The following is a 22424-nucleotide window of genomic DNA, read 5'->3' as shown; positions in this document are numbered from 1 at the left end:
GGTACTTTTTCATTGTTTTTGCTTAGTAAGGAATTCTGCAAGGAACTCCTCAAAATTAGGGGCTTCGATTGCTGCGATTTTTTCATATGATTCAATGATCTTGAGTTTAATTTCTTGCTCCAGATCATTCCGGTCTTGATAGTTCGTGTTTTTTAACGATTTTTTTATTTTAGGATTCAAAGAGTCGATTAGATCCATCAATTCTTCTTTTGACAGTTTTTTATCCACAATGGCTTTTCTCCTTTCTAACATATACCTCATCCATATAGTGCTTTCGAAGTTTTTTTAGAGCTTGTTTACGGATACTTGAGATATTCTGTGGCGACTCATGGAAATAGGCAGCAATTTCCTTGTTGGATAGGCCGTAGGAAAAGATCATGGTGAGCACCAGGTTTTGTTTGGCTGTTAACTTTTTCAAGGCTTTTATCATCTCTTCATCACTTATGTGTGAAGCGAGTTCATTCGTTTCCCCCATCTTTTCAAGTTGAACATCCATAGTGCCGACTCGATCGATCAATCCGCCAGTATCCCTTGGTGCCGCATCAAGTACCATTCGATAGCGTTCCCGCTGTTTCCGTGCCCTTTTATCAAAATCAACAGAGAAAAAGTAAATTAAGGAGCACATGTATTTGTATACTTTAGCCCGGTAATAGAAAATTTTGAAAGTCTCGTTGAGATGGCAAATGTTGTGGGAAGAAGGGGAATCAAGAGTTTCAGTGAAAATCTTTAAATGCTCTGGGTTCTGTAAAAATACTTGAATGATCGGTTGTTCAAAGAAAGATGAGTACTGTTGCTGCAGAAACTCCAATGAATGAGAAAAAAAATGAGAAGTTAATTGGTTCATTGTTATCCCTCCTTTAATTAATAAAGTGATAGACAAGGGGAATAAATCAATTATATACGAACATTCGTTCTTTTTTCCATGAATCAATAGTGCTAGATTGTTTTTTTAAAACAAGTTTCACTTTAGATATCAGATACAAGAAAAGGGGTGAAGAGGATGATGATTGAGGATGCTACTATGTGGGTTTCATTAGTTAGCGAATTTGGCTATCCATTCGTCGTTTCTATGTTTTTGCTCTTCCGCTTCGGTAAACAATTAAAAGAACTGACAACGGACGTAGAGAACTTAAAAAAGTCCGCTCATAAAACGAAAAAACGATAACCTCAGGACTTATGTGCCAGGTGATAAACACCGAATTTCGGATTCTATTCAAAAAGGGTCCGGAATTCGGGTATAAAGAAATGGGTACTATCTGAAAATCAAGACTTTGCTAAACCCCTCCCTTAAACTCAAATAATAAAAATGATAAACCATTATTTGGAATATAGCACAAAATAGGTAAAAAATAATCGTCATTTGGAATCATTTTACTACTATAATTCATCCGTCAATGGAATTAGATAGGAAATCCTCCCCTCGTACGATTTTAGTTTTATGGATTAAAGTGAAAATACTTTTAAAAAAACAACATTCATCAATAAACTTATAGAAGTATGCGGCATCCGAGTAAAAGGGTGCTGCTTTTCTTATTGTTTGGTAATAAACTGATAATATGGAAAAGGGGTGGAATGAATTGAAGAGTCAACAGCTAGAAGATATTCAGATCCTGCAGCATGAATGTGAACGGGAAGGTTTTACTTTAAAGCTGAACTGGGAAACGCTTCGCAGTCGAAATGGTGTGCATAAGAATGACTTTTTTCACTATGATGGATTAAAGCTTGTTGGTTTTCTTGGTCTATACGATTTTGGAAACAAAGTGGAGATGTGCGGGATGGTGCATCCTGATTACCGGAGGCAAGGCATTTTTACAAAGCTGCTGGAAGAGGCGATAAGAAGTGCCGTGGAGCGCAACTATAAGTTGATTCTCTTGAACTCACCTGCTCAATCCGATTCAGGGACAGGATTTTTGAAACAGCTCCCATGTGAGTTTGCTTTTTCTGAGTTTCAAATGAAATGGTCCGAAACGGTGCTTGATGATTATGATGATGCAGTCGTTCGCCCTTCACGGAGAGATGATGAGGAAACGGAAATTCAGCTGGATATTCAATGTTTCCAATTTACGGAACAAGAGGCGAAGGATTATTATCAGCGCATCCTATATGAGGATACTCTGAAAACCATGATGATTGAAAAGGGTGGCCTTGCAATCGGTAAGATCCGTGTTGATCACTCAGGCCGGGAAGCGTGGATTTATGGATTTTCCATTTTGCCAAAATACCAGGGAAAAGGACTTGGCAGAAAGGCATTGAAAAAGATCGTAGCCGAACAATGCCAGCTGGGATATGACATTTATCTCGAGGTCGAGGCGACTAATGAGCATGCTTTAAGACTCTATGAATCTTGTGGCTTCAAAACGATTCAAAGACAGGAGTATTATCAATACAAAGGCTGAAGGGTATTTGACGACAAATAGTGTTAGGGGGCTGGGATGGATGTTGATCTTATTCAAGTATAACTGGCAGGTGCGAAGTGAGTGGTTCAAGTGGTGCCGTTCCCTGCCATGTGAGGAGCTGAAACGGCAGCGCATAGGAGGGATGGGGAATATATTGAAGACACTCGCCCATATTATCGATGTCGAATGCAGCTGGATCAGGGCCATACAAGGGAAGCCTGATGTCGCGATCGATTTGGAAGCTTATGATACGATCGAAAAAGTGGAGGATTTATCCATATGTTATCATTCTGAGGTCATTGACTATTTGAACTCGCATGCAATTGAAGAAGAGAATGAAATGATTCAGCCATCTTGGATGGAGGGAACATACGAAAAAGGCAGGATACTGCGCCATCTCATAGCGCACGAAATCCACCATATAGGCCAGCTGTCCATCTGGTCGAGGGAGATGGGCATCGAACCGGTATCCGCCAGTTTAATAGATCGGGATTTATAGGCTTTAACTTTTAAAACTGGTAATGCAACTTGCTTTGCCAGTTTTTATTTTGCAAGGAATTCGGCAGATTTTTTTAAAAAAGGGGATTATGGAGGGAGGACAAGCAGGGAAACCATATTGGGTATAATGGTCGCTTCACAGGAAAACGCCTTGGACAGTTTTATTCATAATATAAGGGATTTTTCGTCTTAACGCAGTAGGTTATAACATATTAAATAAAAAGGATTAGCGTATTAGCTTAATCCTTTTTATTTATTTGTCATATATATTAATATTTACGCACTCAAACATTTTTTAATTTTGGCTTTTGTGTCGCTGGTTTAATGTATTTAGTTAATAACCAGCGTGAGATTGGTCCAACAATTAGTAACTGTGATGGTAGCGCCACGATAAAGTTTAGACCAACCGTTTTAAGGTAAGCTATGAAAATTGAACCCTCAATCCCTATCATTAAATTAGTTAAAATAAGCCCATATACTGACATAATAAGGACCATTCCAGGGACCATACAAAAGGCAATTGCAATAATAAAGTTGATTTCTTTCGACTTATCATAAGGTAGTGATAATGCAAGTTTACGTGCCTTCGGTTCAACTATCGACTCTGCAATAAAAGCGACGATAAATGTCACCGCAAATTGAATCACTGCACTCCCTACTGTAAACGATGAAATGCCGTGTAAAGCTGTGTTGTAAACTGACATAATAAGGACCATACCAAAACACATAAAAAGTCCAAAGATTATGCCTTCCTTTTTATTACTAGGCAAATAAAAACATCCTTTCTTTTAAGCATAAATGTAATTATATATGCCAAGAAATTTTTACATAAGTGACATTTTTATGACTTTTATTGTGAGTTAGGTTAAATTACACTTTTGTTTTGATGAAATCTTGTTAATAGAGACTTTGCAAAAAAACGAATGAGAAAAATTAACGAATTTAATTTGTTTCAATGGTTTTGATGATTTATTAGATTCTTCAGTAAGCATTTCATTATCGATTGGGAGTACGCTGGGGTGATTGCCTTGGTCTTATTATTATCAAACGGTTTCACTGAAGTAGAGAGTGTCGAAGAAAGAAGGAACGATCTTGAAATCCATGCGGTGTAAGCAGGCTGGCTCATGTGCATAGGCCAGCCTTTTATATATATTTGAAGGAAAAACGGTCCATGTTCAGTGGATGAAAATAGATAAAAAGTACCATTTATTCAAAATTAGTAATATTACGGTAAATTTTGGAGTTTATTCGACAAAATCATGATATATTATTCTAGCATTTTACAAAAATAGAAGGGTTGTGAAGTATGTCGTTCAAAATGCATGTTAATAAGATGCTCGCTCCGATTCTTGCTGTCAGTTTGATTACAGCCCCATTTACCGTACCGGGGGAGACATCCGCCAAAGAGTCTAATAAGAAACCGGTCAAGACTGAAACATTTACCATTTCAACTCCTACTGTTAATTACTCAAAAGGCACCAAAGCGACTGTAACGGTCACACCGAAAAAAGGGAACAAAGGAAATGAAACCGTTGTCTTCCAATTAATGAATGGGACGAAGGTTATTTCACAGTCAGCCATTGAGGCGGATATTAAATCGGCCCAAAAGTTCTCTGCGTACTTCAACTCGTACAAATCGGGTTATTGGATCAAAGTATCAGTTGTCTCCAAGTATAACGGCAATACGAGTAACTTCGGCAACAGCCTGGCAGCTTCCGTATCGGATGCACCTTTTGAACTAAGGATCATGGAAACGACAGATATACACACTAATCTGGTGAGCTATGATTATTATAAGGATGCCTATCGGACTCTGTCGGCTTTTCCCGAACGGCTTCTTTAATCAAACAGGCACGAAAAGAAGTGAAAAATAGCGTTTTAGTGGATAACGGCGACCTTATTCAAGGGACACCGCTAGGTACGTACAAAGCAAAAATAGCCCCACTGAAAAAAGGTGAAGTCCATCCCGTATATAAAGCGATGAACTTGCTTGACTATGATGTGGCCACATTCGGCAATCATGAATTCAATTATGGTTTAGCTTATTTGGACGAGGCCATCAACGATGCGAATTTCCCTTATGTCAATGCCAATGTTTATAAAAAAGATAAAGACAATAATTCAAAGAATGATAAAAATAAATATACACCTTATAAAATCGTCACAAAGAAAGTAAAGGACATCAATGGAAAAGAAAAATCAGTAAAAATAGGCTACATTGGATTTACCCCTCCGCAAATCATGGATTGGGATAAAGCGAACCTTGAAGGTAAGGTCATTACAAAAGAAATCATCACGACTGCAAAAAAATATGTCCCTGAAATGAAGAAAAAGGGCGCGGATGTCATCGTTGCGCTCACGCATTCCGGATTTAATGGCGATACCAAGAATACCGAGGATGTCATCTATTCATTAAGCAAGGTATCCGGCATCGATGCCATCACGTTCTCCCACACGCATAAGGTCTTTCCAGCACAAGATGAGGCATCTTTAGACAGCCTATTCAAAGATAGCCAAGGAAAAGTCCTTAAAGGCGTGGATAATAAAAAGGGTACCATCAATGGTGTAGCAGCCGTTCAAGCAGGATATGGCGGCAGTAATCTCGGCATCATCGATCTTGATATCCAGAATATCAAGGGGAATTGGAAAGTCGTCAATTCCGAATCATCAACACGGGCAATCAACGATAAAATAACAGGAAAAAAAGCAGCTGAAGATGCATCTGTCGTCAAAGCCGTGAAGAAGGATCACGAAGGAACGATCAAGTATGTCAACACGCCAATTGGAACGACTACAGCTCCAATTCATAGTTATTTCGCCCTTGTGCAAGACGATCCTTCCGTACAGGTCGTGACGAGCGCACAGAAATGGTATGTAGAAAAATACATCCAAAGCAACCGGCCTGAATACAAGGACTTGCCGATTCTCTCTGTAGGAGCCCCTTTCAAAGCGGGTCGCAATGGAGTCGAGGAATTCACCGAAATCAAGGAAGGCGGACTGACCATTCGCAGCGCCGGTGATTTATATTTATACGATAATACCTTGAAGGCAATCAAGATCAAAGGGTCAGTTGTTAAAGAGTGGCTAGAAATGTCTGCCGGGAAATATAATACAATCGATCCTGCCAAGTCTGAGGAACAGGAGCTGCTTAATGGAAAGTTTGCCGTCTATAATTTTGATGTGATTGACGGCGTTACGTATCAAATCGATGTCACCAAGGCTCCCCGCTATGATGAAAAAGGGATAAAAGTGTCGGATTCAAGCAGGATTGCAGATTTGAAATATAATGGTGAACCAGTGGACCCGAATCAAGATTTCATCGTCGTGACGAATAATTACCGTGCTTCGGGCGGGGGGAACTTCCCGGGAGTCAAGGGCAGCGAATATGTAGTTGACTCTGCGGATGAAAATCGCCAGATCTTGATGGATTACATCACACAAGAGGGTGAGATCAATCCAACCGCTGATAATAACTGGTCGATTGCCCCGATTTCAGGCAAGGTGGACGTTACTTTCACCTCATCACCAAAAGGTGCGGAATATTTAAATGAAGACAGCCCGATTTCCTATACAGGCAAAAAGGATGATAAAGGCTTTGGCATTTACAGATATAATTTGGGGAAAGAAAACGTTAAGGTGCAACTGCTCGGGATCAATGATCTTCACGGCCAGCTTGATACCACTTCCGATTTTGGCGGTATCAAACAAGGGCGTGCCGATTATTTAGCTGCGCACTTGAAGCAGCGTAAAGCTGAAAACCCTGAAAATACACTTTTACTTTCGGCAGGGGATGCTGTTGGGGCAAGTGCCCCCGTTTCTTCTTTGATCCAGGACAAACCGACTCTTCAGTTTTTGAATAATATGAAATTCGATGTCGGAACTGTCGGGAACCATGAGTTCGACAAAGGGGTAGAAACCTTGATGGCTCAAATCAATGGCGGAAAGTCGCCAACGTCCGATGTTGTATTCGATAAATTGAACTTTCCATATGTAGTTGCCAATGTCGTATATAAAGACACGAAAAAACCGATTTTGGACCCTTACGTCATAAAAAAGGTCGGCGGGGTTGATATTGGGTTCATAGGTGTAGTCACGAATGCCACACCTCAAAAAGTAAGTCCGGATGGCATTAAGAATGTGGAGTTCATAGAACAGGCACCTGCCGTAAATAAGGCGGTTAACGAGTTGAAGGAAAAAGGCGTCAAATCGATTGTGATCATCTCACATGATCCAGGCACTGAAAAGGAAGGGGTCATCACAGGCGAAGTGGCTGATCTTGCCAATAGCGTGGATGATGAAGTAGATGTGATCTTAGCAGGAGATAATCATGCAAAGGTCAACAACTATGTGGATAATAAGTTGATTGTACAAGCTTACTCTTATGGAACGGCTTTTGAAGATGTGGATTTGGAAATCGATCCAAACACAAAGGATATTGTCAAAAAGTCAGCTGAGATTGTCACGGTTACACAAGATGGCATCACACCGGATGCCGGGACGACGAAATTCATTAACGACTACCTGGACATGTTCCCCGAGTTGAAAGCCCCGCTTGGGACAACGGATGAGAAAATTTTAAGAACCAATGCCTATACGCAGGAAACGGGCCTTGGGAATTTAATTGCCGATTCCATGAAGGCAGATTTGAATTCCGATTTTGCCTTCATGAATCCAGGCGGAATTCGTGCAGATATTCCAAAGGGGGAAGTCACTTTTTCCGATTTAGCAAAAATCCAGCCGTTCGGAAACGTATTGGTTAAGCTGGAACTGACTGGAGCGGAAGTGAAAACGCTGCTTCAACAGCAATGGATCGTTGAAGGATCTCCGAAAACTTTGCAAATTTCTGGACTGAGCTATACAGCCGACTTCAGTAAACCCGTCACGGAACGTGTCACCTTATTGAAGAAAGCGGACGGAACACCTATCAAGGATACCGAAACATACACGGTGGCTGTCAATGATTTCATGGCAAGCGGCGGTGATAACTATACCGTCCTGAAAGGAAAAGAGCGTGTGTTTGGACATGCTGACCTGGAAGCATTCGTTAACTATGTAAAAGAAACGTTTAAAGGCGGGAAGATCATGGCAGAAATTGAAGGAAGAATTACGAATATCAATAATTAATTGAGGTTTACTCGTGAGTTTAGCGGATTTACTCGTGAAAATTGCACATTTACTCGTGAGTTTTCAACATTTACTCGTGAAACACTAAAATAGAGCGCTCCTTAAAAGAAGGGGCGCTTCCTTTTTTGTGATTAATTATTCCTGAAGATGGAAAAGTTCAATCCCCATGCAAAGGTGACCCATGCAATATAGGGAACCATCGCTAAACCGGATGTACGGTCTATTTTATAAAACTCGAATGCCGTTAATGTAATCAAGGTCAGCAGTGCAGCCATTTCTATAAAGGCTGTTCCGCGCAAGCCCCATTTGAAGAATAAAAAAGACCATAAGAAATTCAACCCTAGTTGAGTATCATAAGAGGAGTTCTGAGGACTTCGATTCTTTTTCTTTGGATGCTATGCGATATTTCGCTATTCCCATGATCGTATAAAGGCTGGTCCAGGCAACGGGGAAAGTCCAGGAAGGAGGAGCAAAAGCAGGTTTCTTGAGTTTGTCATAAATTTCTTTTGAATTCCTTGTGGCGAATATCCCCACAAGTGAGCCTCCGACCACAGGTACCAATACACTTTTAGCTAATTTTCCGTAGTTCATAATGGGATCCTCTTCTTTCTTCATTATTTGGATGTTCTTATACTTTTACCTTCTTATCTGAAAATAAAACAAGCCCTTTAATCAAGAAGTGTAACTTTCTTCCAAACTTTACGTCGGTACTATTAAGAAAAGGGGGAATACCGATGAACCGTAAAACAATGATGTTTATGTTCAGTTTGTTCCTTTTACTTGCTGCATGCAGCAGTAATGAAAAAGATGATTCAGCATCGAAATCACAGGATGAAAAGGCGGAAAGTAAAATGGACGCTTCAATTTCCGGGAATATGGTGCAGGAAGAAGCGGCGGAAAAGGAAGGGGTGACGGATGAAAGAAAGGTCATCCATCAAGCCCAGCTTGAGTTGAAGGTGAAGAACCTCGAAAAGGCACAAATGAAGATTGAGAATAAGGTGGCTGAATATGGCGGATATGTTGTCGAGTCCAATGTATTCAGGGAAGATGAAGAACTGGTGGAAGGAACGATCACTGTTCGGGTCCCTGAAGCCCATTTTCAGGATTTTCTAGCCGATAGCGAGGGCGAGGCTTCAGAAGTGGTCGGAAGGAATGTGACAGGGCAGGATGTAACGGAACAATATGTAGATTTAAAAGCAAGATTGAAGTCAAAGAGAGCAGTAGAGGAAAGGTTGCTTGCATTCATGAAGGATGCTGAGAAGACGGAAGATTTGCTGAAAATATCATCCGATCTTGCCGTGGTGCAAGAAGAAATAGAGCAGCTGACCGGGCAAATGAAGTATCTTGAGAACCAGACCTCTTATTCGACGGTTACCATCACGTTATCACAGGACCGGATAGTTGTGCCGGGCATTGATAATAAGGAATTGAATACATGGGAAAGAACGAAGAAACAACTTGCAACAAGTGCGAATCTATTACTTAAAGCGGGTTCAGGAATCATTGTTTTTATAATAGGAAACTTGCCTATCCTCATTATTTTAGGCGGAGCTGGTGCGATGATCCATTGGGTGATCAAAAGAAGGGGTAAAAGGTGAAGGCAGAAAGAGAGGGTGCCAATTAGATTGGCACCCTCTGACATTTATCTTTTCCGTTTATGCAAGCCGGTCACATAATACAGGGCTACCAACAGTAAGATCCAAATCGGACCAACGATTAGAGCGATTCTCGTATCTGCTGAAAAACCGAGTACTACCATTACGAATACTAAAAAGGCTAAAGTGAAATAAGAAGTGAATGGGAAAAGAGGCATCTTGTAAGACAAGCCTTGTTTTTCTCCCTGACTCATTTTTCGTCTAGACATGATCTGCGTGACAAGTATGGTTCCCCATGTCCAGAGTGCACCGAATGTGGCGACACTTGTGACGTAAGTGAAAACTTTATCCGCTTCCATGTAGTTAAGGTAAACACCGAAAAGAAGCACGATAGCCGAAACGATAATGGCAACGCCAGGAACGCCTGACTTTGTTGTACGTTCGAAACTTTTTGGTGATTCACCTTGCTGCGCTAGGTTGAATAACATTCTTCCTGTACTGAAAATCCCGCTGTTACAAGATGAAAGGGCTGCTGTCAGTACGACAAACTGAATGATTCCTGCTGCGCCTGGAATACCGATTTTATCAAACATCATAACGAATGGGCTGTTTTCTCCATTCATTTCATCCCATGGAGTGATTGATAAAATGACTGTCAGAGCTAACACGTAAAAAAGTAAAATCCGATAAAAAACGGTATCGATGGCTCTTTTTAAAGATTTTTCAGGGTTTTTAACTTCACCTGCGGTTACACCAAGCATTTCAATTCCCAAATAGGCAAACATGACCATTTGGAACGAGAGGATGACACCAGAAATCCCATTCGGGAAAAATCCTCCATTTTCAACAAGGTTGCCGAATCCGACCGCGATTCCGCCGTTCCCCAGTCCAAAGATGATCATTCCGAAGCCGAGGACGATCATAAGGATGATCGTTACGATTTTAATAAGGGCGAACCAAAACTCCAATTCACCGTAAGCTTTTACAGCAAGAAAGTTAATCGTTGTCATGATGGCAAGTGCGGCTAACGCCCAAGCCCATTGCGGAGTATCAGGGAACCAAAATTGCATATAAATTCCGACTGCCGTAATTTCAGCCATACAGGTGGCAATCCAAACGAACCAGTAATTCCATCCGGTTATATATCCGGCAAGAGGACCGACAAATTCGCTTGCATAGCGGCTGAAAGAGCCTGCGACTGGATTTTTTATCGCCATTTCACCTAGTGCACGCATGATAAGATAGATCATAAGTCCGCCAATGGCATAAGATATGATGATGGCTGGACCGGCTAATTTAATCGCAGATGCCGAGCCGAGAAATAAACCGACTCCAATGGCTGCGCCAAGAGACATTAATGCGATATGTCTTTCTTCCAAACCTCTATGTAGTTGAGATTCTTTGGAGTTTTGCATAATTTTCCCCTTTTCTATGTTGGAGTTTAATTTTCTCTATCTAGCATTTTATCACTAGTAGAGGAGAATACATATTATTTATTGATTTTTCACATAATATTACAACTAAATAATATATTTTAATAGGAAGAATGTAAAGAGAAAAATGAAAACGCTTACCATGAAAGTGATCCTATCTCATTTCATCGTATAATTATTTTTCGAAACTAATTATAATGCTATACAAACAAAATAAAATTATGTGATTTTTCTAAAAATTTAGATATTTAACAGTGGAAAAGCTGTCCCAAAAATAAGGAACAGCTTGTTCGTTTTATCATTGCCAGATGGCGGCGGCCCATTCAGGATGATCAATGAAAGGGTTGCGATTATGCTGATATTCATTATAAATGATCTCATTCCGGTTACGCTCGAAGGCATCTACAGGATCCTGTTCATTCCACTCCAGTAAGACAGCCAATTTACCATGATAAGGGGCGGTACCATTGTTCACTTGATTATTTAGCTCTAAATCGACTTCCCCTGCAACACCCTCGTACCGAACTGCCATGTAAAACAGCATCCGGGCGACATCACCTTTGACACTATCGCGAGGTTCCCATGAATCAGAATCATAGTAATTTCCTATCGCTTCGGTATGTTCAAAACCTCCATTATCAAAGTCCAGGTTGTTTCTTGTACTGTTGACAGAGACATCAGTCGGCCGAAGATGGTGCAGATCAGTGCCGGGACCTAAAGTGGTACCAAAATCACCATGTGATTTTGCCCATACATGCTCGCGATTCCAATCATTAACACCGGATCCGTTCATCGTTTTTCCTTGGGAACGCCCTGTATAAAGAAGAATGACATTATTGGTGTTGTTCGGGTCCTCATCGGTTTTCCGTAAAGCGTCCCATACATTTGAATACGATATTTCCGAATGGTCATCGATGATTTGATGGAGGGCATTCTTTAGCGCCAACCCTGATTTTCCGCTGGCCGAATCATAGTATGAGCCAACCCCTGGTGTCTCCGGTTCTGGTGAATCATTCCCTGAAAACATGGCAGATACATCTTTTAAGCCTGGATGGGTGAAATAGGCACTCAGTGTGCCAGTTACGGTGATTTTTTTTCCTTTTAAAGAAGGATTTGTTTTTAAGCCAAATTCAGAGCGGAAGGAGGCTGGAATCTGAACATATACCATTTTGGCATTGTTTGTTTCCGATGAGCTGTCTGCCAATGCTATGGCATAATCATTCGGATAGCCGCTCGTGACGACGGTATTGGCTGAAGTGGGCTGTCCCGTCACATAGCCACTGACCGTTTTAACCGTGCTGTCTTGATTCGCAATGGCTTGGGAAACGGAGTAAGGAGATGACAAGCTGCCATCTCCAGCCGCGGCTAATGATGGGGTGAAAAAAGTGGGAATAAAGAAAGCAAGCACGAGTAAAATGGTCAGGGCGAATCTTGGTTCATGTTTTGTGAACATGTCATTCCTCCATAAATCGATTCATACCCATTTCGAGAGAAATCGGCATGTATATGTAAAGTTATGGATTTGAGTCGCTTTCTCCTTCTGCCTTGTCAAAAATGAGAGAATACAGCTAGTGAAGCTTAGCGGAATTTAGGGAAATAGCCCGGGAAATATCGAAGGCTGTCATGGAAATGACACGAAAAACCGTCAGCATGCTACTGACGGTTTTTTTTACTCTGTTTTATAAGAAGACTTTGAATGAAACTCAATAACAATGATCCGATTAAAGCCCCCCAAAAAGAATCTATTACAAAGCCACTGACAACATAGGAAGTGATTTGGAATGTGAAGGCATTGATAATGAAAGAAAACAACCCGAACGTCAGGATGGTGATCGGCAATGTGATAAGCTGGAGAATGGGCCTAACCAGCAAGTTCATGATTGATAATATAAAAACCGCCAGCAAGGCTGTTCCGTAAGATTTAATCGTGATGGAGTCGAGAAGCCAATCAATAACGAGCAATACCAGCCCGTTGATAAGAAAACGCATTATTATGTTCATGAAAAACTCCTCCTGAAGTCACCTTTACTACAAGTCATTATACTAAAATTTCATGAATTTCAGTTATATGTTTGCAGAATTGTCACAAAAAAAGAGGATACGATATCCATTCCCCCAGAATGGAATAGACGCTTTTTACTTAAAAGGTCCAGTCGATTTCAGAAATCCGCTCCCTTTCCGCCGACTGTCTGCCAAGCCTCCTCGGCGCAAGCGCCTGTGGGGTCTCGGCTAGCCAGTTATTCGGCAGGAGTGTCGCAAATTTCTTCAATCCAATATAGGTTTCATCCAATATAAAAGTAAAACAGGAAGGTAAGCAAGTCTTGTTTTAAAAATACGGTTCGGCTACAGTCTTTTCATTTAAAAAGGTCCAGCCGATTTCAGAAATCCGCTCCCTTTCCGCCGAAAAAAACCCATTTGTCTAGAAAATGGGATTCATTAGGTTCTCATTAGTTATGGGCAATGATTTTTTCGAATTCAGTTAATTCCAATGTGTTTTTCAATTTTGGATTGGTGTTTAAGGAAAGCAGGGCACTTTCAATGAGAAAGGTTCGCGGTTCAACGTTTTGTAATAATTCCTCTTGGATAAAGTGAATCAATTTTAGGTTTTTAACTCGTTCTGCTTCATCATCTTGGCATAGCCTTAGGATCATCTTTTTTAGGTCGTTTGCAGAGTGCAGGAGTGCAGTATGAAAATCCTGCTGTGAATGGAAGCACTCTGGCAGCCATTGCTTGATGAGGTCGGGTTCCAAAAGCTGTGCATTTGACTGGCTGACATCTTCGAAAATCGATTTAATCCTATCGACGCAATAACGGATAATTTCAGTAGGGTTGAAATCGGGCTCTTTAGCCAAAGCATTAAAATGAATCGTTTGATGCATCATTCCCGAGTAAAGAATGGCACAGTCCAAAATATAGGGTTTTTTATCAGCACCGAAAATGTCCAGAAACCGTTTTGATAGCCAATGGATATGCTGGAATTTAGCATGTGTGATGAAGTTCTTAAGTTCGGTATCATTTGAAATCATTACTTCTTCATATAAGAAAAAGATTTTATTGTTTTTGTTGGAGTGCATTTGTAATTCTGATTGTTTGATGAATATCTCAATATCTGCAAGGTTTTGCCCAATCAGCAATTCATTCCGCTCTTTTTCGAATTTTTCTTGCGAAGTTAGGAAGACTGCCTTAAGCAATTCGCTTTTAGAAGAAAAATAGTTATAAAATGTTCCTTTTGAAATGCCGCTATAATCTAAAATATCCTGAATGGAAGTTGCTTGATATCCCTTTTCAATAAATAATTGGTGTGCATATTTAACTACCAATTGTTTGCGCTCATTCATATATATCACCCTTACTCTTATTGGACGGTCATTTTAACGTAATAGTATCTTATTTTCTAAACGAACACAAACCAGTATGTTTACAATTGCTCTAGCAAATTAAGGGTGAAGGCCTCTTGATTCAGTCAATTCATGAAGTGTTCTGCTGAAGATAGGGTTCACAAAAGCAATGAAAAATTCAGTTTCTATGCATCCTTCTATTCACCATGTAAATAAAGGCAGATGAAGTGAACAAAGTCACAGGAGAACACTTCGGTTTGTTATAAGATAAATAGAAGGAGATGGGTGAAGTAGCGCAAAGTATCTATGAATATTCGGCATCATTCTCGATTACTAACCCATTGGTAGGAGAAATGATAAAATCACTTGTCATGAAGGAATATTGGTTATGAGGGGCGTATACCATTATTAGGAATGTGATTATGGCAATATGCTGTTCATTCAACGGTTTATACCATTATGTTTTTCCATATGTTAGGAGTTGGTAAAGTCATAATAGTAATAAAAAAACAATGAATTGATTATTATATTAAAATTATTATAAATAAGTATTGATTTTTTTCTGAGAAGCTTTATCATTATATACATAAATAATAATGAAAAGGTGGTTCAATAATGACAAATAAGAAAAACCTTACTACAAGCTGGGGAGCACCAGTTGGAGATAATCAAAACTCGATCACTGCCGGCGAACGCGGCCCGGTGCTCATTCAAGATGTACACTTATTGGAAAAACTAGCCCACTTCAACCGTGAACGTGTGCCTGAACGTGTAGTTCATGCGAAGGGTGCCGGTGCATTCGGAACTTTCGAAGTAACGAACGACCTTTCTCAGTACACGAAAGCTAAACTTTTCAATGGTGTGGGCAAGAAGACAGATCTTTTTATCCGTTTCTCCACAGTTGCAGGTGAATTGGGTTCTGCTGATACAGTCCGTGACCCGCGTGGATTTGCTGTTAAATTCTACACGGAAGAAGGAAACTACGATATCGTCGGTAATAATACGCCTGTATTCTTTATTCGCGATGCGATTAAATTCCCCGACTTCATCCATACACAAAAAAGGGATCCTAGAACACATTTGAAAAACCCTACGGCAGTTTGGGATTTCTGGTCACATTCACCGGAATCTCTGCACCAAGTGACGATCCTGATGTCCGACCGGGGCATTCCTGCTACACTCCGTCATACACATGGTTTCGGAAGCCACACATTTAAATGGGTGAATGCTGAAGGAAAAGGCGTTTGGGTGAAATACCACTTCAAAACAGAACAGGGCATCAAAAACCTTGATGTGGATCTAGCTGCAAAACTAGCAGGTGAAAACCCTGATTACCATACGGAGGATCTTTTCAATGCCATTGAAAAAGGGGACTTCCCTGCATGGAAATTGTATGTTCAGATCATGCCTCTGGAAGATGCGGATACATACCGTTTCGATCCATTCGATGTGACGAAGGTATGGTCTCAAAAAGATTATCCGCTGATCGAGCTTGGTCGTATGGTATTGAACAGAAATCCTGAAAACTACTTTGCTGAAGTGGAGCAAGCCACGTTCTCACCGGGAACATTCGTACCGGGAATTGAAGCTTCCCCAGACAAGATGCTTCAAGGACGCCTATTCGCATATGGAGATGCACACCGTTACCGTGTGGGCTCGAATCACAACCAGCTTCCGGTTAACCGTCCGAAAGTGGAAGCGAATAACTATCAGCGTGATGGTTTCATGCGTGCAGATGACAATGGCAAGGGATCTGTTTATTATGAGCCAAATAGTTTTGGAGGCCCTGCCGAATCAACGGAAAATAAAGTCACTCCTTTCGAGGTGACTGGGCAAGCTGCACAAGTCGGTCATAATAGTGATGATCACTACACCCAAGCAGGTGACTTATACCGTCTATTAAGTGCCGAAGAGAAAACTCGCCTTGTTGACACGATCGTGGGCGCAATGAAACCTGTGGAATTGGAAGAAATCAAGCTTCGTCAAATCGGCCATTTTTACAAAGCTGATCCGGAATACGGAACGCGCATAGCCGAAGGTTTAGGTTTACCTGTACCGCAAGAAGCGTAAAATATGGGACTACCAATCTAGTAAATGCAAACAGGCATCCATTCATGAATGGATGCCTGTTTTGATTTATGCAGGGCTCCATTATATAAATGACACCCGACAAGTTCGGTAAGAATATATAGTTATAAATGGTTTGTAAGGAAGTCATGCTGTCAGATTAGTTGGGCCAGTTACTTGGATTATCGGTAAAGGGTGGAATTAATGACTAGTAAAAAGAATCGGGATAAAGTAGGCAGTCCAATTTAATTGCCTAACAAGTTATCCGACATTCCCTTGGAGCATCTGGACTGGATCAAGAAGAAGGGGCGGATGGCGAAATTCAAAAGTTATCGGGAATTAGACCCAGAAGGTACGTATGGAAGCACTGAGCGATACCTAAGCATTCTGGATGATGCCCCCAATTTGGTTCGTTTTGAGGAGTGACTTTTCTATAATCATAAAGTCCAGAAAGGTCAGGGTGCGTTGGCAATAATTAAATTGAGTCAGCATACATTTGGTTAAGAGGAGGTGCAGTATGGACGTTTTTGTGCGGCAGAATGATTCCTTGTGGTATTATAGCCAATTATTCAAGGTGAATTACCAACTTATCATTGATTCCAATAGTGGGATTGACCCACTTGCACTTATGATTGGCCAACAAATCAAAATTCCTGGCTTTACGACTACCGGCTATAGCATCAAGCAAGGTGATTCGTTATGGGCAATTGCCAGGTCACGTAATCTTTCATTGGATGCCCTATTTTTAGTTAATCCCAATCTCAACCCGAATGCCTTGCAAGTCGGTCAGACAATTTCTGTGCCATTGAGGATTACGTGGAGGCTAATTCAAGGAAATCGGGAATATGATTATGAGACGATGATGACCGATGTTAGACGTTTGAAAACAATCTATCCATTTATAAAAACCTCCCCCATCGGGGACTCGGTGCTTGAAAGGGATATCCCCGAAGTTCTGATTGGAAATGGCAACAAACGAGTTCACTATAATGGTTCCTTTCATGCGAATGAGTGGATAACGACGCCTGTGATCATGACCTTTTTAAATGATTATTTACTCGCAGTCACGAATCAGGCTGACATCCGCGGTCTAGCTATGTTTCCCTTTTATCAACAGACGATGCTGTCGATCGTCCCATTGGTGAATCCGGACGGAGTGGAGTTGGTTCTGAAAGGACCGCCTGCAGATGAGTCATTGAGAGGACGGCTCATCGAATGGAATAATGGCAGCGAAGACTTCTCTGGCTGGAAAGCCAATATTAATGGGGTGGATCTGAATGATCAATTTCCCGCCAAATGGGAACTGGAACAAGCCCGCAATAATGTAACGGAGCCAGGTCCGGCGAATTATCCAGGGGAAGGGCCGCTTACACAGCCAGAGGCTATTGCAATGTCAGAGTTGACAAAAAAACGTGATTTTGGCAAAGTCCTTGCGTTCCACACCCAAGGAGAGGTCATTTTTTGGGGATTTGAAGATTTGGAACCACCCGAGTCGGAAACGATAGTCAATGAGTTTGCGAGGGTCAGTGGATATGAGCCTGTCAAATCCGCCAATAGTTACGCAGGGTATAAGGATTGGTACATTCAGGATTGGCGCAGGCCGGGATTTACCGTGGAGCTGGGCAAAGGAACGAATCCCCTCCCAATATCACAGTTCGATGAGATTTATCAGAAGTCGCTTGGGATTTTCTTGGCAGGGTTATATATGTGAAATTTGAACAAATGAAAAAGCTCAACTCCGTTTCCATGGGGTAGAGCTTTTTAGTCTTATAAACTATTAGACTTGAAACGATGAGGGCTGCTGCAAAAAATAAGTAAAGTTATGCTTTACTTATCGATTGCATGATTAACTCGCTTTTTAGCCTAAAATTAACGGACATTCTCCATGTCCCAGTAATATTGCAGCCCCTGCCAAAAGGAATTCTAATAGTTTTGCGGTAAAGAAGATTAACTTCCTTAGCGCTAGTATTGGCCCCACCTACGCCAGATACTTTGACGGCCACGCATGCCATCCAACCTAATTTCATTATATTAGAAAGCGCTTACATTTTCAAAAGTAATCGTATTGCAAATTTCGACATTCGCATAAGTGTCCCTTACCAGTAGGAGGAGAATGGGCATATTACTGATAAGGGTCTTATAAGATTCAGGTTAATCTGCAATGAATTCCTGCAACTTTTGCTTTAGACCACCATTGCCGAATTTAATGAACTTTGTTTTTCCGGTATCTTGTTCAGGGGTAGACGCGAATTCCAAAAAGGCTAAAAGGTTGATCCGGCGGTAAAGGATATGGACAATGCCATACTCATAGAACCAATGATCGATCGTGTTGTAAATCTCTCTATTCAGTCGATATTGCTGCTGGCACCAATGGAAAAATATTCTGTCCGGCAGATTAAGGTACTCCATATTTTCTAAGCCCCCATTTTGCTTCTCATTCATGATAGGGGAAATAATCCGTAGCGATTCCTTTTGCATAGTGTAATCCTCCCTCATTGATAAAAACGAAAAAACCCCCTATCCTGTTGAATAGAGAGCCTCCAGTGAACTAGTCAGCTTATATATTTTCCTTATATAAAAGTAGCATAAAACATATTAATCCAATTTGTCAAGTTGGTATTTATAATGCTTAAAATATGTATGTTTATTTTATATTTTCTGAGTGAATTGATTGAAAATACGAATAAATATTTATGTTTATTCGTTTATAGTTCGTATATAATGATTTTGAGGAATTAAGGAGGAGAGACTGAATGTATAAATCAAAAAAGATTTTATTATTGGGCTCAGGTGAATTGGGGAAAGAGGTCATACTTGAAGCACAGCGGCTTGGTGTCGAGACCATTGCTGTAGACCGCTATGAACATGCCCCTGCCATGCAAGTCGCTCATCGCAGTTATGTGATCGATATGCTGGATGCGGAACAACTAAGGGGAGTTGTAGAAAAAGAACAACCCGATTTGATTGTGCCGGAAATCGAGGCCATCGCTACATCCGAATTAGTCAAGTTGGAAGAGGAAGGCTTTCATGTCATTCCGACGGCAAGAGCGGCTAAATTGACTATGGATCGTGAAGGAATCAGGAGATTGGTTTCTGAAACTCTGGAGATTCCGACCGCAGCCTACAAATTCGCCGATACATATGAAGAATTTGTTCAAGCAGCCAAGGAAGTTGGCTTTCCTAATGTCGTCAAACCGCTGATGAGTTCTTCAGGTAAAGGACAAAGTGTGTGCCGCACGGAAGGTGACCTGGAGGATTGCTGGAAAATCGCGATGGAAGGCGGCCGGGTTCAAAATGGACGGGTGATCATTGAAGAATTTATCCGTTTTGATTCGGAAATCACGCTGCTTACTGTCCGGGCTGTAAATGGTACCATGTTTTGTGCTCCCATCGGCCATATTCAGCAGGGCGGGGATTATATTGAATCCTGGCAGCCGCATAATATGACAGAAGCGCAAATAATGGAAGCGAAAAAAATTGCCCATGCCATTACGGATGAACTTGGTGGGTACGGATTATTCGGGGTTGAGCTTTTCCTCTCAGGGGATAAAGTCTATTTCAGTGAAGTTTCCCCACGTCCGCATGATACGGGGCTAGTGACATTAGTGACTCAGAATTTGTCCGAGTTTGCCCTTCATATTCGGGCGATTCTAGGATTCCCCATCCCGGAAATCAAGCTGATCAGCCCAGGTGCCAGCCGTCCATTAAAAGCTCAAGAAGAGTTATCGGAATATTCTATAGTTGGTGTTGAAAAGGCTTTGGCTTTACCTAATACACAAGTGCGTCTTTTCGGAAAACCTGTTACAAAGGCAGGCAGAAGGGTGGCAGTCGCCCTGTCATCTGCCGATTCAATCGAGGTGGCGAGAGTGAATGCGGCCCGTGCTTTGGAATGTTTAGTTGTAGAGAAAGAATAGTGAAAAACGCGCTCTTGAATGGAGCGCTTCAGTTTTTCGACAAAGGGAGCGGATTTCTTAAATCAAATGGAACATGATCTTCACTCCAGGTACTCGCTTTCCGCGTGCGGTCCGGAAGCCTCCTCGGCGCCATTTGCGCCTGTGGGGTCTCCCTTGGACACGTTTTTCCCGCAGGAGTCTCGTACCTTCCATTCCAATCAACTGGAATGGTTTTTAAAGTAAAACGTAGGCTGGCCTCATCCCGAACGGTTTAAGAATAGTTTATACTTCATGATTTTCCTGCCGAATAACTGGCTAGCCGAGACTCAGCTAGATGCTTGCGACAGGAGGCTTGACAGTGTCGGCGAAAAAAAGCGGATTTCCGAAAAAAATGTAACGTTCCTCAAAGAAAAAACTGTAGGTATCGAATTTGTCTGCAGTCTGACTCTGAAGCATCCTTATTCGGATGCTTTATTTCTTTACTCCATTAATAGCACTTTAAACTCCTGACAATCACCCGATTTGAAGACGTTGAAAGGCCTGTAATATACCCCAGCTACTGATGATTTCCCTGAATAACCAATTCCACATGCTGTCTTTACTTTGTCTTAACAATTATCCTGTCGCTTTTTTACATAGCCTTGACATTGAGTTCATTTTCTTCACCTATAGTTAAATTAAATAGAAAAGATTAACGGGAGGTCATTCATTTGAATCGCACATGGAGTAAAAAGGTTTTACCCATTACACTCGTTTCGGCATTGGCATTTGGAAGTTTATCATGGTCCGGTGCGGATCGTGTTTCGGCAAAGGGTAACCCAAATAAAGAACCGGAAATCAAGAACGTGATTTTCCTGATCGGTGACGGCATGGGTGTTTCCTATACCTCCGCTTACCGGTATTTAAAAGATAATCCTGGTACGAAGGCGGCAGAACGGACAGAGTTTGATAAATACTTGGTTGGCCAGCAGATGACTTACCCAGAAGACTCTGCACAAAATATAACGGATTCAGCTTCAGCTGCAACGGCAATGTCTGCCGGAGTGAAGACTTATAACGCTGCCATTGCAGTGGATAATGATAAATCGGAAGTCAAAACCGTATTGGAAGCAGCAAAGGAAAAAGGAAAAGCGACGGGATTGGTTGCCACTTCGGAAATCACTCATGCTACACCTGCATCTTTTGGCGCCCATGATGAAAATCGGAAAAACATGAATTCAATCGCAGACGATTATTATAACGAATTAATCAAAGGCAAACATAAAATTGACGTCCTATTGGGCGGTGGAAAGTCCAATTTTGTCCGGCCTGATGTCAATTTGGCGAAAGCCTTTGAAAAAGACGGTTACAGTTATGTGACTGATAAAAATCAAATGCTTAAGGACAAAAATGAGCAGGTCCTTGGTTTATTCGCTTCTGAAGGACTCCCGAAAATGATTGACCGCCCAAGTGAAACGCCTTCTTTGGCAGACATGACAAGTTCGGCAATCCAGCGCTTGAATAAAGATAAAGAAGGATTCTTCCTTATGGTCGAGGGAAGCCAAGTCGATTGGGCTGGACATGATAATGATATCGTAGGTGCAATGAGTGAAATGGAAGACTTTGAAAAAGCATACAAAGCGGCCATGGAATTTGCGAAGAAAGACAAACATACTTTAGTGGTGGCTACTGCGGATCACTCTACAGGAGGATTCTCGATCGGAGCAAAAGGAATATATAACTGGTACGGCGAGCCAATCAAGGCAGCCAAACGCACTCCTGACTTCATGGCGGATGCCATCGTCAAAGGCGCTGATGTCGAAAAGACGTTAAAGCAATATATTAACCAAAATGTTGTGAAGCTAACTGACGGTGAAATCAAAACGGTAACTGAAGCTGCCAAATCAAAAAATGTGACGAATGTCGATAATGCCATCGAAGCCATATTCGATAACCGGACCAATACTGCCTGGACTACTGGGGGACATACGGGTGAAGATGTTCCAGTCTACGCATACGGGCCATATAAAGAACGTTTTGCCGGGCAGGTCGATAACACGGATCAAGCCAAAATCATTTTTGAGCTATTAAAGAAATAATG

Annotated in this window: 18 protein-coding genes and 1 pseudogene; 9 read left to right on the top strand and 10 right to left on the bottom strand. The window is 41.4% G+C overall.

The window, feature by feature from the left end; translation table 11 throughout:
* Positions 1 to 9 precede the first annotated feature (9 nt).
* Positions 10 to 228: a hypothetical protein gene (locus tag ABC374_RS23010; RefSeq protein ID WP_101223589.1), complete on the bottom strand. Its 219-nt coding sequence runs from the start codon at positions 226 to 228 to the stop codon at positions 10 to 12.
* The gene (locus tag ABC374_RS23005; RefSeq protein WP_350300424.1) at positions 221 to 844 is read right to left on the bottom strand and encodes a sigma-70 family RNA polymerase sigma factor; all 624 of its coding nucleotides are present in this window, start codon (positions 842 to 844) and stop codon (positions 221 to 223) included. The genes ABC374_RS23010 and ABC374_RS23005 overlap by 8 nt, the downstream gene beginning before the upstream one ends.
* A gap of 156 nt (positions 845 to 1000) precedes the next feature.
* Here ABC374_RS23005 and ABC374_RS23000 point away from each other — a divergent pair, with 156 nt between their 5' ends.
* From ABC374_RS23000 to ABC374_RS22990, 3 genes are all read left to right on the top strand, one after another.
* Positions 1001 to 1165 (top strand): YvrJ family protein, encoded by a 165-nt coding sequence (locus ABC374_RS23000; RefSeq protein ID WP_081088496.1) that lies wholly within the window; start codon positions 1001 to 1003, stop codon positions 1163 to 1165.
* A 412-nt stretch (positions 1166 to 1577) separates the two neighbouring features.
* The gene (locus ABC374_RS22995) at positions 1578 to 2396 is read left to right on the top strand and encodes a GNAT family N-acetyltransferase (RefSeq protein ID WP_413019874.1); all 819 of its coding nucleotides are present in this window, start codon (positions 1578 to 1580) and stop codon (positions 2394 to 2396) included.
* A gap of 40 nt (positions 2397 to 2436) precedes the next feature.
* Positions 2437 to 2895, top strand: coding sequence for a DinB family protein (locus tag ABC374_RS22990; protein WP_413019873.1), 459 nt, complete (start codon positions 2437 to 2439; stop codon positions 2893 to 2895).
* Positions 2896 to 3178: 283 nt separating this feature from the next.
* On the opposite strand, the gene ABC374_RS22985 is transcribed toward ABC374_RS22990, so the two are convergent.
* Positions 3179 to 3664, bottom strand: a complete 486-nt coding sequence (locus tag ABC374_RS22985; RefSeq protein ID WP_413019872.1) for a DUF2798 domain-containing protein — start codon at positions 3662 to 3664, stop codon at positions 3179 to 3181.
* Positions 3665 to 4440: 776 nt separating this feature from the next.
* Between ABC374_RS22985 and ABC374_RS22975 the strand changes: the two are divergent.
* A pseudogene (locus ABC374_RS22975) lies at positions 4441 to 8018 on the top strand (bifunctional 2',3'-cyclic-nucleotide 2'-phosphodiesterase/3'-nucleotidase).
* A gap of 131 nt (positions 8019 to 8149) precedes the next feature.
* Here the strand turns inward: ABC374_RS22975 and ABC374_RS22970 are convergent.
* Together ABC374_RS22970 and ABC374_RS22965 are read right to left on the bottom strand one after the other, a co-directional pair.
* Entirely contained in the window at positions 8150 to 8356 is a 207-nt protein-coding gene (locus tag ABC374_RS22970; protein ID WP_413019869.1) for a TspO/MBR family protein, read from the bottom strand.
* Positions 8357 to 8369: 13 nt separating this feature from the next.
* On the bottom strand, positions 8370 to 8609 hold the full coding sequence (locus ABC374_RS22965) for a TspO/MBR family protein (RefSeq protein ID WP_413019868.1): 240 nt from the start codon (positions 8607 to 8609) through the stop codon (positions 8370 to 8372).
* A 143-nt stretch (positions 8610 to 8752) separates the two neighbouring features.
* Here ABC374_RS22965 and ABC374_RS22960 point away from each other — a divergent pair, with 143 nt between their 5' ends.
* Positions 8753 to 9616: a DUF4349 domain-containing protein gene (locus tag ABC374_RS22960; protein WP_413019867.1), complete on the top strand. Its 864-nt coding sequence runs from the start codon at positions 8753 to 8755 to the stop codon at positions 9614 to 9616.
* 44 nt (positions 9617 to 9660) lie between these two features.
* Here the strand turns inward: ABC374_RS22960 and ABC374_RS22955 are convergent, their stop codons facing one another.
* The 4 genes from ABC374_RS22955 to ABC374_RS22940 form a co-directional block, all read right to left on the bottom strand.
* Positions 9661 to 11028 carry an amino acid permease gene (locus ABC374_RS22955; protein ID WP_350300418.1) on the bottom strand — a complete coding sequence of 456 codons (1368 nt, stop codon included), beginning with the start codon at positions 11026 to 11028 and terminating at the stop codon, positions 9661 to 9663.
* A gap of 316 nt (positions 11029 to 11344) precedes the next feature.
* Entirely contained in the window at positions 11345 to 12499 is a 1155-nt protein-coding gene (locus ABC374_RS22950; protein ID WP_413019866.1) for an endonuclease, read from the bottom strand.
* Between the two features lie 200 nt (positions 12500 to 12699).
* Positions 12700 to 13047, bottom strand: a complete 348-nt coding sequence (locus ABC374_RS22945; protein ID WP_048685276.1) for a phage holin family protein — start codon at positions 13045 to 13047, stop codon at positions 12700 to 12702.
* Between the two features lie 446 nt (positions 13048 to 13493).
* Positions 13494 to 14384 carry a TetR/AcrR family transcriptional regulator gene (locus ABC374_RS22940; protein ID WP_350300416.1) on the bottom strand — a complete coding sequence of 297 codons (891 nt, stop codon included), beginning with the start codon at positions 14382 to 14384 and terminating at the stop codon, positions 13494 to 13496.
* A gap of 615 nt (positions 14385 to 14999) precedes the next feature.
* Between ABC374_RS22940 and katA the strand changes: the two genes are divergently transcribed.
* Complete coding sequence (katA, locus tag ABC374_RS22935; protein WP_101223579.1) at positions 15000 to 16454, top strand: catalase KatA; 1455 nt, start codon at positions 15000 to 15002, stop codon at positions 16452 to 16454.
* A gap of 514 nt (positions 16455 to 16968) precedes the next feature.
* Positions 16969 to 18162 (top strand): M14 family metallopeptidase, encoded by a 1194-nt coding sequence (locus ABC374_RS22930; protein ID WP_413019865.1) that lies wholly within the window; start codon positions 16969 to 16971, stop codon positions 18160 to 18162.
* A 440-nt stretch (positions 18163 to 18602) separates the two neighbouring features.
* On the opposite strand, the gene ABC374_RS22925 is transcribed toward ABC374_RS22930, so the two are convergent.
* Positions 18603 to 18929 (bottom strand): hypothetical protein, encoded by a 327-nt coding sequence (locus ABC374_RS22925; protein WP_413019864.1) that lies wholly within the window; start codon positions 18927 to 18929, stop codon positions 18603 to 18605.
* A gap of 275 nt (positions 18930 to 19204) precedes the next feature.
* Here ABC374_RS22925 and purT point away from each other — a divergent pair, with 275 nt between their 5' ends.
* Together purT and ABC374_RS22915 are read left to right on the top strand one after the other, a co-directional pair.
* A complete protein-coding gene (gene purT, locus ABC374_RS22920; RefSeq protein ID WP_413019863.1) occupies positions 19205 to 20365 on the top strand; it encodes a phosphoribosylglycinamide formyltransferase 2 in 1161 nt (386 codons plus the stop codon).
* 689 nt (positions 20366 to 21054) lie between these two features.
* Positions 21055 to 22422, top strand: a complete 1368-nt coding sequence (locus tag ABC374_RS22915; RefSeq protein WP_413019862.1) for an alkaline phosphatase — start codon at positions 21055 to 21057, stop codon at positions 22420 to 22422.
* The last annotated feature ends 2 nt before the right edge of the window (positions 22423 to 22424 follow it).

It is taken from the genome of Peribacillus phoenicis (genome assembly GCF_047238085.1).
In the GTDB taxonomy this organism is placed as follows: Bacteria; Bacillota; Bacilli; order Bacillales; family DSM-1321; genus Peribacillus.
The sequence above is the reverse complement of the archived record's forward strand: the minus strand, read 5'-3'. Positions and strand labels throughout refer to the sequence as shown.

What these genes read in the sequence shown, in the direction of transcription:
- ABC374_RS23005 (WP_350300424.1), bottom strand. Translation starts at nt 844, where the DNA reads ATGAACCAATTAACTTCTCATTTTTTTTCTCATTCATTGGAGTTTCTG.
- ABC374_RS23000 (WP_081088496.1), top strand. Translation starts at nt 1,001, where the DNA reads ATGATGATTGAGGATGCTACTATGTGGGTTTCATTAGTTAGCGAATTT.
- ABC374_RS22990 (WP_413019873.1), top strand. Translation starts at nt 2,437, where the DNA reads ATGTTGATCTTATTCAAGTATAACTGGCAGGTGCGAAGTGAGTGGTTC.
- ABC374_RS22965 (WP_413019868.1), bottom strand. Translation starts at nt 8,609, where the DNA reads ATGAACTACGGAAAATTAGCTAAAAGTGTATTGGTACCTGTGGTCGGA.
- ABC374_RS22960 (WP_413019867.1), top strand. Translation starts at nt 8,753, where the DNA reads ATGAACCGTAAAACAATGATGTTTATGTTCAGTTTGTTCCTTTTACTT.
- ABC374_RS22955 (WP_350300418.1), bottom strand. Translation starts at nt 11,028, where the DNA reads ATGCAAAACTCCAAAGAATCTCAACTACATAGAGGTTTGGAAGAAAGA.
- ABC374_RS22950 (WP_413019866.1), bottom strand. Translation starts at nt 12,499, where the DNA reads ATGTTCACAAAACATGAACCAAGATTCGCCCTGACCATTTTACTCGTG.
- ABC374_RS22945 (WP_048685276.1), bottom strand. Translation starts at nt 13,047, where the DNA reads ATGAACATAATAATGCGTTTTCTTATCAACGGGCTGGTATTGCTCGTT.
- ABC374_RS22940 (WP_350300416.1), bottom strand. Translation starts at nt 14,384, where the DNA reads ATGAATGAGCGCAAACAATTGGTAGTTAAATATGCACACCAATTATTT.
- katA (WP_101223579.1), top strand. Translation starts at nt 15,000, where the DNA reads ATGACAAATAAGAAAAACCTTACTACAAGCTGGGGAGCACCAGTTGGA.
- ABC374_RS22930 (WP_413019865.1), top strand. Translation starts at nt 16,969, where the DNA reads ATGGACGTTTTTGTGCGGCAGAATGATTCCTTGTGGTATTATAGCCAA.
- ABC374_RS22925 (WP_413019864.1), bottom strand. Translation starts at nt 18,929, where the DNA reads ATGCAAAAGGAATCGCTACGGATTATTTCCCCTATCATGAATGAGAAG.
- purT (WP_413019863.1), top strand. Translation starts at nt 19,205, where the DNA reads ATGTATAAATCAAAAAAGATTTTATTATTGGGCTCAGGTGAATTGGGG.